The 12,466-nt window shown below is 73.5% G+C and carries 10 protein-coding genes, 1 tRNA gene and 1 pseudogene; 3 read left to right on the top strand and 9 right to left on the bottom strand.

All coding sequences use genetic code 11. The features are described from left to right. Positions 1-126: 126 nt before the first annotated feature. The 6 genes from phoU to VGH76_RS26825 all read right to left on the bottom strand — a co-directional run bounded on the left by phoU (position 127) and on the right by VGH76_RS26825 (position 7,813). Entirely contained in the window at positions 127-783 is a 657-nt protein-coding gene (gene phoU / locus VGH76_RS26850) for a phosphate signaling complex protein PhoU (protein ID WP_331559831.1), read from the bottom strand. A gap of 80 nt (positions 784-863) precedes the next feature. Next, positions 864-3,215 (bottom strand): LCP family protein, encoded by a 2,352-nt coding sequence (locus tag VGH76_RS26845; protein ID WP_331559830.1) that lies wholly within the window; start codon positions 3,213-3,215, stop codon positions 864-866. 178 nt (positions 3,216-3,393) lie between these two features. Then, complete coding sequence (locus tag VGH76_RS26840; protein WP_331559829.1) at positions 3,394-4,416, bottom strand: GGDEF domain-containing protein; 1,023 nt, start codon at positions 4,414-4,416, stop codon at positions 3,394-3,396. A 203-nt stretch (positions 4,417-4,619) separates the two neighbouring features. Next, positions 4,620-5,093 carry a hypothetical protein gene (locus VGH76_RS26835; RefSeq protein WP_331559828.1) on the bottom strand — a complete coding sequence of 158 codons (474 nt, stop codon included), beginning with the start codon at positions 5,091-5,093 and terminating at the stop codon, positions 4,620-4,622. Position 5,094: 1 nt separating this feature from the next. Then, a complete protein-coding gene (gene dusB, locus VGH76_RS26830) occupies positions 5,095-6,228 on the bottom strand; it encodes a tRNA dihydrouridine synthase DusB (RefSeq protein WP_331559827.1) in 1,134 nt (377 codons plus the stop codon). A gap of 1 nt (position 6,229) precedes the next feature. Then, a complete protein-coding gene (locus VGH76_RS26825; RefSeq protein WP_331559826.1) occupies positions 6,230-7,813 on the bottom strand; it encodes a Rieske 2Fe-2S domain-containing protein in 1,584 nt (527 codons plus the stop codon). 88 nt (positions 7,814-7,901) lie between these two features. Between VGH76_RS26825 and VGH76_RS26820 the strand changes: the two genes are divergently transcribed. Next, entirely contained in the window at positions 7,902-8,936 is a 1,035-nt protein-coding gene (locus tag VGH76_RS26820) for a PHP domain-containing protein (protein ID WP_331559825.1), read from the top strand. Between the two features lie 284 nt (positions 8,937-9,220). Here the strand turns inward: VGH76_RS26820 and VGH76_RS26815 are convergent, their stop codons facing one another. Further along, complete coding sequence (locus VGH76_RS26815; protein ID WP_331559824.1) at positions 9,221-9,664, bottom strand: hypothetical protein; 444 nt, start codon at positions 9,662-9,664, stop codon at positions 9,221-9,223. Positions 9,665-9,717: 53 nt separating this feature from the next. Then, positions 9,718-10,248 (bottom strand): L,D-transpeptidase, encoded by a 531-nt coding sequence (locus tag VGH76_RS26810; RefSeq protein WP_331559823.1) that lies wholly within the window; start codon positions 10,246-10,248, stop codon positions 9,718-9,720. A 395-nt stretch (positions 10,249-10,643) separates the two neighbouring features. Here VGH76_RS26810 and VGH76_RS26805 point away from each other — a divergent pair. Then, positions 10,644-10,716, top strand: a tRNA-Lys gene (locus tag VGH76_RS26805). 197 nt (positions 10,717-10,913) lie between these two features. On the opposite strand, the pseudogene VGH76_RS28105 reads toward VGH76_RS26805, so the two are convergent. Continuing rightward, a pseudogene (locus VGH76_RS28105) lies at positions 10,914-12,266 on the bottom strand (tyrosine-type recombinase/integrase); the annotation flags it as partial. Here VGH76_RS28105 and VGH76_RS26795 point away from each other — a divergent pair. After that, a partial coding sequence (locus VGH76_RS26795) for a hypothetical protein (protein WP_331559821.1) occupies positions 12,266-12,466 on the top strand: 201 nt, incomplete at its 3' end. The pseudogene VGH76_RS28105 and the gene VGH76_RS26795 sit on opposite strands and share 1 nt — an antisense overlap.

Below are 12,466 nucleotides of genomic sequence, written 5' to 3'. Positions count from 1 at the left end.
CGCGAGACCGAGGACTACATCTCCGGCCGCTTCGGCTGAGTCGGCCACGTTCGGGGAATGTACGAACGGCCGGTTCGTCACCATCGATGGTGACGAACCGGCCGTTCGTACGTTTCCGAGGGGTGCTCAGGCCAGCGGCGGGTCGGGCATCTTGCCGGTGACCATGAAGACCACGCGCCGGGCGACGGCCACCGCGTGGTCGGCGAACCGCTCGTAGAACCGGCCGAGCAGGGTCACGTCCACCGCGGGCGCGACGCCGTGGGGCCAGTCCCTGTTCATCATCACCGTGAACAGGTGGCGGTGCAGGTCGTCCATGGCGTCGTCGTCGGACTCCATGGTGAAGGCCAGCTCGATGTCGCGGTCGAGGATCACGCGGCGGGCGTCCTGGGCCAGGTCCAGCGCGACGCGGCCCATCTCGGCGAAGTAGGGCGCGACCTCCTGCGGCAGCACCAGGTCGGGGTGGCGGCGCCGGGCGGCCTTCGCGACGTGCAGCGCGAGGTCGCCCATCCGCTCCAGGTCGCCCGCGGAGTGGATCGCCGCGATCACCGAGCGCAGGTCCCCCGCGACGGGGGCCTGCAGCGCGAGCAGGCCGAACGCCTGGTCCTCCGCGGAGGTGCGCAGGGCGTCGATCTCGGTGTCGCCCGAGATGACCTCCTCGGCGAGGTCGAGGTCACCCTCCAACAGGGCGGTCGTCGCCTTCTTCATGGCCTCGCCGGCCAGCTGGGACATCTGGGCGAGCTCGTCGTTCAGTCCCGAGAGCTTCTCGTGATAGGCCGCGCGCATGGCGCGACACTAGGCGGGAGCGGGGGCGCACACCCGTCCGGCACGTGAACCGGCGGTGAACGGCATCTGCTTCCCGGTGATCAGCCGCAGGCGGTGTCGGCCGCGTTGACCAGGGGGGCGGCGGGGGCGGCGGGCGGTGGCGCCGCCGGGTCCACCACGCGCCCCGTGAAGTCGTCGCCGAGCTGCAGCACGAGGCTCCCGGTCCCGCCCGGCCCGGGGGTGAGCACCGCGCCCGGCACGGCCCGCTGCAGCGTCGCCGCCGCCCCGGCCTGGTCGGGGCTGAAGCGGATGACGGTGCGCGGGTCGGAGGCAGCCGAGGAGCCCGTCGAGCCGGGCGCCACGGTGAACCCGTACCCGCGCAGCGCGCCCGCGACGGCGCTCTCGGAGGGCCCCGGAGATCCCGTCTCGCGGTGGAAGCCCGCAGCGCGGTCCCCGTCCGCCGATCCGGAGGAGGCCGCCGCGGCGGAGGCGGAGGTGGTGTCCCCCGCGCCGGTGCCGCCCGCGTCCGACCCGGCGTCGGTGCGCGCGTCGACCAGACGCAGCGCGACGCGGTCCGCGGGCACCACCGGGGCCGGCGGCGGCGCGGCGCCGGGCTGCCCCGGCAGCGGCCGGTCGTCGATGATCGCGCCGAAGAGCGCGCGGTCGTCGGCGTCGCGCAGGACCTCGTTGCCGCGCTCGTTCGCGACGCCCGTCGTCGGCACCGTCGTGAACGTGACCCGGTGGGCGTCGAGGCTCGACATCGACTGGCCGAGGGAGAGCAGCTGGTCGGCCTCGATGTTCTCGCCGTAGGTCGAGCGGGAGACGGCGTCGACGAGGCCCGAGAGCTTGCCCAGGTCGAGCAGCGTGCCCGCCGAGAGCGACTGGCGCAGCAGGGCGGAGAGGAAGAGCTGCTGGCGGTGGATGCGGCCGTAGTCGCTCGTCGGGTCGCCGACCACGTGGCGGGCCCGCACGAAGTTCAGCGCCTGGTCGCCGGTGAGCACCGACGTCCCGGCCTTCGGGACCACCGTGCCGAGGATCGAGTCGCGCATAGGCTTCTCGAGGCAGACCGGGACGCCGCCCACGGCGTCGACCATGTCCTTGAACCCCGAGAAGTCGACGGCGAGGAAGTGGTTCACCGCGAGCCCGGAGAGCTGCTGCACGACCTTGGTGACGCAGCGGGGCCCGCCCACCTGGTAGGCCGAGTTGAGTTTCACCCGCGACGCCTCGGGGATCGTCTGCGGGGTGTAGGCGCCGGAGACGGAGTCCCAGCGCTCGCAGTCGGGCCGGTCGATCTCCAGGTCGCGCGGGAAGGACACGACGGTCATCCCGACCCGGGTCGCCGGCAGGTGGACGACCATCACGGTGTCGGAGCGGGCGCCGGGGACGTTGCTCGAGTCGCCGACGTCGTCGGTCGGCGCCGCCCCGACACGGGTGTCGGAGCCGACCACGAGGAAGTTCTGGTCACCGGCCTGCGCCGCGGGGTCGACGATCGCGGTCGACGTCGGGTCGAGGGCGGCGATCTGGCGCACGGCGGTCTCGAACCACGACGTCGCGCCCCACGCGAGCCCGCTCACGAGGACGACGAGGGCCGACATCGCCGTCGCGAGGAGGCGCACCGTGCGCCCCCAGGTCCGGCGGCGCCGGTCGGCGGTCCCCTGCCGGACGCGCTTGTCCCGGACCGGCTTCTGCTGGACCGGCTTCTCGCGGACGGCCTTCTCCCGCGCCGGCTTCTCCCGTCCCGGCTTCTCGCGGCGGAGCCGGTCGCGGACCCCGGAGAGCCCGGAGAGCCCGGCCGACGTCTCGGCCCAGTCCAGGTCGGCCCCGCCGGAGGCGGGGACGACGACGCTGCGCAGGGCGGGCGCCGACGCCGACGGAGCGGCCGCCACCGGGGCGGAGGCGGGCGCGGAGGCCGGTACCGCAGGAGGTGCGACGGCGGGGACCGGGGCGGACGCGGGCGTCACCGCCGGCGGCGGGGCGGACGCCGCGGGAAGGCCCGGGGTCGTCCGCGCCGGGTGCGGCATCCGCTCGGTCGGCTCGCGGTCCTCGGGCGCCTCATCGGGGCGGGGCGGGAGGGCGTCGGGGACGGGGCTCCGCGTCGGGGGCGGGGTCCGGACCGGCGCGGCTCCCGCCCGCGGCGGCCCGAGCGCGGCGCGGGACGGCCCGCGGGGTATGGCGGTTGCGGCGACCGACGCCGGCTCGGGGGCCGCGCCCTCGCTGCGCGCCGCGGCGCCGACGAGGTCGCGCATCGGCTCCGTGGTGGCGGCCGCCCCGCCGGGACGCAACCCGCGACGTCCGGGGCGCTTGCGCGCGAGGGGGACCATCGACGGAGCGACCGCCCCGCGCCGGCCCGGTCCCGCCGGTTCCCCGACGGCGATCCGCGTCGGCACCGACGGCGGATCCGACCGCGAGCGGGCCGCGCCGGGGCCGGCGCCTCGCTCACGGTCGTCGGTCATGGACCCCCCCGGAGAACCCACGGACAGGAACCGGGCGCTCCCTGGTGCGCCGGGCCCACGCATCGTACTCAGGCGGTCACCGAAACGTGGCCCGAGGGCTATCGTTTCGAGACCTGGCACCAGGCGGGGTCACCGCACCGTGAGCTGGTGGGCCGAACAGCGGTGTCCCGGCCGACGTTCAGCGGTCGATACGCCCCGGGCGGGGTGCCTCGCGCACCGATCGAACGACCGCCTCGACCCCGCGGCGTCCCGCGGCCGGCCCGGCCAGCCGGACCGTCCCGGTGGGGTCGCGGAAGGCCACGGCGTTGCGGCCCGTGCGCTTCGCGACGTAGAGCAATTCGTCGACCCGGTCCAGGGCGGTCGGGGTCGGGGCCTCCGCGGCGTCGGACGCCCCGGCCTCGAGGCAGCCCACGCCCACGCTGACGGTCACCCGCAGGTCCGGGGCGATCGAGGTCCAGTCGTGCTCCTCGACGCGGGCGCGGATGCGCTCGCAGGTCTGCACGGCGTCGTCGGGGTCGGCGCCGGACAGGACGAGCGCGAACTCCTCGCCGCCGTACCGCGCGCAGAAGCCGTCCGGGGTCGGGCCATCGATCCCCTCGCGCATGAGAGTCACCAGGGTGCGCAGCACCGAGTCGCCGATCGCGTGGCCGTAGGTGTCGTTGACCAGCTTGAAGTGGTCGACGTCGACCAGCGCGACGCAGACCGCCTCCGCCGACCCGTCACGCAGCGTCGACAGCCGCTCGTCGAGGTAGCGGCGGTTCCAGGTGGCGGTGAGGCTGTCGCGGCGGCTCTGCTCGCGCGCCTCGGCCCGTTCCCGGCGGAGACGGTCGACTTCGCGGCGTAACTGCTCGGGCACGTGCACCGGCGGTGTGTCGCCGAGGTGCACGAGGGCCATCGCGGCGCGCAGGTGCTGGTAGGCGCGGCGCCACTCGCCGCGGTCGGCGAGGACCTCGGCGGCCGCCTCGTGCGCCCGCGCCTGGTGTGCGCGGGAGCCGCCGGCCTCGTGCGCGGCGGCGTCGAGGCGCAGCGCCTCGTCGATCCCGACGATCGGGGAGGTGTCGAAGGTGCTGGCAGCGGCGTCGTGGGCGGGGTACTCGGCGGGATCGGGAGCCGTCGTGGGCGCTGCCGGGACCGGCTCGGCGGTCGTCGTCGCCGCCGCCGGGTCGGGTCGGATACCGACCCGCCAGCCCCTCACGAACACCCGGCCCTCCCGTCTCGTGTCCCTCCACCAGTGTCGCGCGTGACGTCGCCGGCGCAACGACCCCGCCCCGGCCGCCAGACAAATCAGCCGTCCGGTCGACGTGACTCTGCGTGGAGGATTCGGGCTGCTGCTCATCGAGCCGAGAATTGCTGCCCGACCGGGGGCTCAAGCTCGACCGGAGGTGACGGCCCGTGTGCGGGGTCTCAGTCAGCGCACGCAGCGTAGCCGGTGACCCGCCCGTCGCGAATGACGAAGTGCTTCGACCCGACGTCCTCGCGGATCTCCAACCGACCCCGGCGGACCGAGACCGCGGCCGCGGCGACGTACACCGCGCCGCTCGGCCGGCCGATCCCGGGCGCGGTCTCCGGCGGACGCCAGTCGGGGTCGGGTCGCAGGGTGCGGGCCACGAGGTCGGTCTGCATCGTCACGTTCCCGAAGCACCGGTCGGGCGGGAAGGGCGCCCCCTGCGCCTGGGTGTCCCGCAGGAACGAGGTCTGGACGCCCGGCCCGGCGTCGCCGGCCCGGTTGGCGTCGATGACGTAGGTGTCGACGAGCACGCGGTCGCCCGGGGGCACGAGCCCGGCCCGCGCCTGGCCGGGGACCACGGCCCCGCAGCCGGCGACCAGGCCGGTGGCGAGCAGGGTCCCGACGACGACGAGCGCCCGCCGGCGGGGCACCTCAGCCGCCAGAGTTCAGGACGTCGGCCCCCGTGGGCACCGTCGCGTCCTCGGGGTCGTCGAGCCATCCCTCGGGGAGGGTGACGTGCCCGGGGGAGCCCTGGCGGCCGCGGGGCCCGTCGGCCTCCGGCGGGAACGGCTGGTCGGCGTCGAGCCGGGCCAGCAGCGCGTCGAGGCTCTCCAGCCCGTCGATCATCCCCAGCTCGCGACGGATCTCCGGGCCGACCGCGAACCCGTGCAGGTACCAGGACATGTGCTTCCGGGCGTCCCGCACGCCCTTGCGCTCGCCGTGGTGGGCGATGAGCAGCTCGACGTGCCGGCGCATGACCCCGGCGACATGGCCCAGCGTCGGCGGCCTCGGCGCGGGTCGGCCCGCGAAGGCCGCCTCCAGCTCGCCGAAGAGCCACGGCCGCCCGAGGCAGCCGCGGCCGACCACGACGCCGTCGCACCCGGTCTTCTCGACCATGGCCAGCGCGTCGTCGGCGGCGAAGATGTCGCCGTTGCCCAGGACGGGGACGTCGGCGGGCACGGCGTCGCGCAGCTCGGCGATGCGGCCCCAATCGGCGTGGCCGGAGTAGCGCTGGGCCGCGGTGCGGGCGTGCAGCGCGACGGCCGCCGCACCCTCGGCGGCGGCGATGCGCCCGGCGTCGAGGAACGTCACGTGGTCGTCGTCGATCCCGACCCGCATCTTCACCGTCAGCGGCAGCCCACCGCGGCCGGCCTCCTCGACGGCGGAGCGCACGATCCGCTCGAAGAGCCGGCGCTTGTAGGGCAGCGCCGCGCCGCCACCGCGACGGGTGACTTTGGGGACCGGGCAGCCGAAGTTGAGGTCGACGTGGTCGGCGAGGTCCTCGTCGACGATCCGCCGCACGGCGGCGCCGATCGTCCCGGGGTCCACGCCGTAGAGCTGCATCGAGCGGGGCGTCTCGTCGTCGTCGAACGCGATCATCTCGGCGGTGCCGGGATGGCGCTCCACCAGCGCCCGCGCCGTGATCATCTCGCAGACGTAGAGCCCGGCGCCCTGCTCGCGGCACAGCCGACGGAACGGCGGGTTGGTGACGCCCGCCATCGGCGCGAGCACGACGGGGGTCGTCAGCTCGTGCGGTCCGATGCGCAACGGTTCCACCACACCCATGCTATTCGCCCAGCTTCTCCGCGCGGATCTCGTGACCGGCGGAGGTCAGGCAGCGGCCGGTGGCGAGGTTGAACTTCCAGTTGTGCAGCGTGCAGGTGAGCACGTCGCCGTCCACCGAGCCGAACTTGGAGAGGTCGGCGGAGAGGTGCGGGCAGCGCGCCTGGACCTTCCAGCCGTCGAGCTCGACGTCGCGCCCGTCGTCGTTCTGGGCGTCGTACCAGTTCTCCACGTAGTCCATCCGCTCCTCGGACAGACACTTGAAGAACGTGTAGAGGTACTCGTTGTACTGGCCCACCCGGGTCGCGGAGAACCGCACGGACAGGAAGAGCGAGTTCGACCAGTCGACCTCGCCGGTGGCGATGTTCGTCGCCACCAGCGTCGCCGGCACGCCCCAGCGGTAACGGGCCTGCTCGCCGTCGTAGAGCCGGATCTCGCGGGCCGGGAAGTCGAACGCCACCGAGAGCGTGCCCTCGTCGTCGACGCCGGGCGTGCCTTCGGGCATGCCGTGCAGGTCCATGCGGACCGGGCCGCCGATCCCGTCGCACATGTGGTCGGCGCGCTTCATCAGCGGCTCGATCCACTCCTTGAGCTGGCGCAGGATGTCGGGCTGCGGGGTCGCCCACCGCGCCTTCTGCGCCTCGAGGGTCGGCCGGGCGCGCTCGGCGAAGTCGCGCAGGTAGCGCTCCTTGTCGACGAAGATGCGCTCGACCTCGTCGTCGGACACCGGGTGCGTCAGATCGGAGACGTCGCCGCCGTGGATGGTGCAGGTCGTCCCCGGCAGTAGCAGGTGCCCGCCGCCGTGACCCAGTTCGCGCATCCGGCCGAGGAACTCCCACTGGTCGGTGAAGATCGACTCGCCCTCGACGCCCTCGTAGCCCTGGCCGTTCCAGCGGAACAGCTCGTCGTCGAGGAAGCAGGGCGGACCCGCCGTCGGGAAGACGTGCGGCGCGCCGACTTCGCGGATGTAGCGCATCGCCCGGTCCTCCTGGCCGATGCGCTTGCGGCGGGCGAACTCGCGCTTCGCGGGCTTCGGCAGGTCGTAGACCATCGGCCACCAGATCGCGCCCGAGAACTGGGTGAAGTGCGCGTCGTAGGCGCCGAACTCCAGCAGCTTCGGGATGTCCAGCGGGTGCGCGTCGTTCTGGTTCACGATGCGCGCCGTGCCGTCGTCCAGCGACAGCGCGGAGTCCCCGATCGGGCCGTCACCGGGCCCCTTCAGCGAGGTGATCATGAAGCGGAGCCCGCCGTCGAGCTCCTGCGGGACCCCGCTCTCGGTGCGCACGAAGTGGCGGAACCCCAGCTCGCGGAGCTCGTTCTCGAGCTCGTCGGTGGGGAAGTCCGGCAGCAGCACGCGAGCGTCCTTGGAGACGTTCGCGCGCAGGTTGTCCGTGTCGAAGTGGTCGCGGTGCAGGTGGGAGACGTAGAGGTAGTCGGTCTTCCCGAGCGCCGCCCAGTCCAGCTGCGTGTTGTCCGGGAACGGCACCCAGGACGCGAAGAACGCCGGGGTGACCCACGGGTCGCACAGCACGCTGCCGCCCGCGGTCTCGAAACGCATCCCCGCGTGCCCGACTCCGGTCACCCGCACGAGCAGACCTCCTCGTAGAACCTCGTCGCGGACGATTGTCCGCCGTGGCCGGGCCCACTCCCGGCCCGGGTGGGGTATCTCTGTCGGCGTGACCGCACTCCCCGTCGACGGTGATCCGATCGCCGCACTGCGCGCCGTCGCCTTCTACCTCGAGCGCGAGCGCGCGGAGACCTACCGGGTGAGGGCGTACCGCACGGCGGCGGAACGCCTGGCGGAGCTGGGTCCCGACGAGGTGGCCTCCCGCGCCGGGGCGGGCACGCTCACCGACCTCAAGGGCGTGGGGAAGAAGACGGCCGCCGTCGTCACCGACGTCGTCGCCGGGCGCACGCCGGAGACGCTGGCCGAGCTGGAGGCCCGGCACACCGAGCCCGTCGCGGGCGGCATCGAGCTGCGCCGGGTGCTGCAGGGCGACTGCCACACCCACTCCACCTGGTCCGACGGCGGGTCCGACATCCTCGAGATGGCCCGGACCGCCCGCGACATCGGCCACCGGTGGATGGTGCTCACCGACCACTCGGAGAACCTCACGGTGGCCAACGGGCTCTCGCCCGCGCGGCGTCGCCGCCAGTTCGAGGTCATCGACGAGGTCAACGAGGAGCTCGCCCCGTTCCGGCTGCTGCGCGGCATCGAGGTGGACATCCTCGAGGACGGCTCCATCGACGCGCCGGACGACCTGCTGGAGGAGCTGGACCTCGTCGTGGCCTCGGTCCACTCCAAGCTGCGGGCGCCGAGCGAGGAGATGACCGCGCGGATGGTCTGCGGGGTCTCCCACCCGCTCGTCGACGTCCTCGGCCACTGCACGGGGCGGCTCGTCACCGGCGGGCGCGGGACCCGGCCGCCGTCGACGTTCGACGCCGAGGCGGTGTTCGACGCGTGCCTCGAGAACGGGGTGGCCGTGGAGATCAACTCGCGCCCGGAGCGGCTCGACCCGCCGCGGGACCTGCTGCGCCAGGCGCTGGCGGCGGGCTGCGAGTTCGTCGTCGACACCGACGCCCATGCGCCCGGTCAGCTCGACTGGCAGCCCTTCGGCTGCGAGCGCGCGCAGGAGTGCGAGGTGCCCGCGGAGCGCGTGGTCAACACCCGCTCCGCCGACGACCTCCTCGCCTGGAGAACCCGCCTCTGACCTGGCGATTCGATCTCGTTTGCGGGGTGGGCGATCTCGGCTTAGCGTGGTGGCACACGGGAGAGGAGGTGGTCCGACGTTGAAGAACGACAGGACTCGTGAGGTGTCCGTCAGCTAGTCGACGTCAGGTCGTGGATTGGCCGGCTCCGTCCTCGTGACGGACACGTCGACCGGTGAATTCCCGACGGACACCAGACCCCCGGAGCGCTCGGACCTCGTCCACCTGGGCCCCGCGGCACCCGCCGCGGGAAGCATGCTCCGGGGGTTTCTCCTGTGCGGGGCCGCTAGTGCGCGGCGTGACGGGGACGGTCGTCGACCCCGAACGACGAGCCGTACGGCGCGTCCATGTGCGAACCGAACGGCTCCGAGTCGTCGTCGTCCCGACGACGGCGGCGCCCACCCTCCGGCCGCCCACCCACCGGGAGGTCCGAGAAGCCGGGAACGTCGCCGGTGCGCGGCGTGTCCAGCGAGTACGGGGACTCGGAACGGCGGGGCGCAGCCGGCGCGGACGAGGGGCTGAGCGGACCGTGCGGCCCGGTGCCGGGGAGGTTGCCCTCGCCGACCCACTTCGCCTCCTGCGCGACCCGGTAGGTCTGGCAGGGCCACGACGCCTGCTCGCCGGAGACGTTGCGACAGGCGCCGCAGCGGCCGCCGGCGTCGGGCACGTGCTCGGCGAGCACCCGGCGGTAGACGTCGGGCATCTCGGACATCACCATGGCCATCGACATGCGAGTGGCCTCCTCACTCCCGGTTCGTCGTCAGCGGCGCGCCGCCGACCGGATCAGGGCAGAACCTGGACCTCGTCGTTGACCTGCAGGTAGTCGAAGAACGCCTTCGGGTCCTCGCCGCCGAGGTGGACGCAGCCCGCCGAGGCGCGCTGCAGGCTGCCGCCGTGGAAGGCGTCGCCGGGCGCGAAGAACACCGAGTAGGGCATCGGGGCCTGGTTGTACTCGCGCGAGTGGTGGAACTGGTCCTTCCACATCACGTGGAAGACGCCCTGCGGGGTCTCGTGGCCGGGACCCCCCGTGGTGATCGCGACGGGGCCACGGGTCACGTTGCCCTTGCCGTCGGTCAGCCACGCCTTCTGCTGCGAGATCGAGACGCAGGCCTTGGCGGCGGCCTCGCAGGGCGCCTTGGCGGGCCCGGTGGCGGGCGCCGGTGCGGCCGGTGCCGGCGCAGCGGGTGCGGGCGCCGGGGCGGCCGGCGCGGCGAGCGCGGGAACCGCGGCCTGGAGCACCCCGACACCGACGGCGCTGCTGGTCAGCAGGGCGCGCGTGAGGCGGCGGTCGGAATGCTTCTGGTGACGACCCAACTCGTGTCCTTCCCGAACAGATGCTGCAGTGCGACCCCCGGTGGTGCGGAGCCGAGATGACGATACGTCTCGGTCAGATCACCGATGGCGATCGGCCGCATCACGGTCGGTCGTGTCGTCCGCGGTGACGGCGGGTGGTCGGCGCCGCCGGCCGCGGCGTGTCACGACGCGCTGACCTGCACTTCCGGCCTATTCAGCCGTCGCGCGTACGCCGGACCGTCCCGGGTTGCGCGGCGTCGGGATGGTCGTTGCGTGACCTCCGCAGCAGTAAGGCAACGGGTTGTGCCCGAGCTGTCCGCTTCGACGCCCGCTTGCGAGCAGGCCTCGCGCGCCGAGCGGAGGATCGAGTGCGCCGAGTGGAGCAGGTGACCACGGCGCTAGGCTCTGCACGCAGCGGGCCTCTAGCTCAATGGGCAGAGCATCGGACTTTTAATCCGCTGGTTGTGGGTTCGAGTCCCACGGGGCCCACTTCGCTGACCTGGCTGAACGTCCTCCTGTTCGTCATCGTCGTGCGCCGATTCGGGCGGGGTGGTCACATGGTGGTCACGCGGCGCACGAGGGACGAGCGCCGCTGCCCGCTCGGCGGCCTCCCGACCGACGCCGTCCAGTAGGTGTGAATAGGTGTCGCTGGTGATGCCGATCGAGCTGTGCCCGAGCTGCTTCGACACAATCGCGAGGTCCACCCCCGCGGCCAAGCGCAGTGACGCGGCACCGTGCCGGAGGTCGTGGAGCCGCGCCGGACGCACGCCTGCCGCGCTGGCGAGCGCAGAGAACCTCTTAGTGACCGCATCGAGCGGTAGCGGGTCCCCGTTCTCCCGGCAGAACAGCAGCCCGTGGTCCGCGTACGCCTCCCGCCAGGCCTCCCGCTCGGCCTGCTGCGCGACCTGGTGGGCGAGCAGCACCCCCACGGTGCCGCCGTCGAGGTCGACGATCCGCGCCTCACCGCCGGCCGTCTTCGGAGGACCGAACGACAGGCCCCGGTGCGGCCGCCCGCACGACGCGCACGGCTCGTCGGGCACCCCACGCTGGATGACCTGCACGAGCTGCTCACGCACCACCAGCCGTCCGCGCTCAAGGTCGACGTGGGACCAGCGCAGCCCACACGCCTCGCCGCGCCGTAGCCCGGTGGCTGCCATGACTTCGAACAGGGCACCGAGCCGGTCGGTGGTCGCGTGGTCGAGGAACGCGCCGAGCTCCGCGGGCTCCCACGGCCGCACCCGCGGACGCGGTGCCGCGGGTAGGTCGACGTTCGCTGCGGCGTTGGACGGCACGAGCTGCTGGCGCACGGCTGAGGTCAACGCCGAGCGCAGTGTGGCGTGGATCCGCCGGACCGTGGCCGGTCCCGGGCCGCCGTGGCCCATCACGCGCAACATGGCCTGCACGTGACCGGGCCGTAAGTCGCGCAGCCGGAGGTGACCGAGGTGCGGGAGCAGGTAGTCCCGGAGGTGCTGGCGGTACGATCGCACGGTCGTGGCCCGCAGCCCGGCCGCGGTCTTCGCCTCGAGCCACTCCTCGAGGAACGCCCCGATGGTCTTCCGCTCGTCGTAGACGTCGCGGCCCTCGCGGACGGCCCGGACCACGCGCTCGAGGGCTTGCTCGGCCTGGTCGCGGGTGCGGAAACCGGACCGGCGCTCCTGCCGGCGCTTCCCGTCGGGCCCGCGGCCGAGATCCGCGACGTACACCCAGGACCCGTGATCCTTCCGGCAGGCCAGCCGTTCGCCCTTCGCGTTCCGGGCCACCGGGCACGGGCACCGCTTGTAGACGCTGCCTCTCACGATGGCCCCTCCTTCTGTGGCTCGTCGACCGGGGGCAGCGCAGGCGTCGGCGGAGGATCGGTCGAGGCGAAGTCGACGTGGGCAAGGTCCTGGGGTAGTCGGGGCGGGACGGCGTTGTGCTGCCGCATCTCGCTCCGGAGCATCGTCAACCACGTCTCGGTCTGGTGTAGGCCGTTCTCCCACGGCTCGACTTCGCCTCCGGCTGCGCGCGCGCTTAAGAGCCGGGCCCGAAAATTGCGCCATTGGTCTACCTGGTGCTGATGCTCGCGGTACCGCTTGAGGAGCTGCGTCCCGTCGTCGCGCTGGGGCGCGGACACCAGCTGCTGCTGTCCGTTGAACCACTCGATCGCCGCCCATGGCTCGATCTGGACGCCAGGAAGCGGCTCGGCCGTGTGCTCGAGGGGGAACACGAGCCGGACGGGGGGGACCTCGAGCGCGGCGGC

This window comes from Actinomycetospora sp., from assembly GCF_036497585.1.
GTDB lineage: Bacteria > Actinomycetota > Actinomycetes > Mycobacteriales > Pseudonocardiaceae > Actinomycetospora.
Note: the sequence above shows the minus strand (reverse complement) of the source record. Positions and strands in the feature narration are given on the sequence as shown.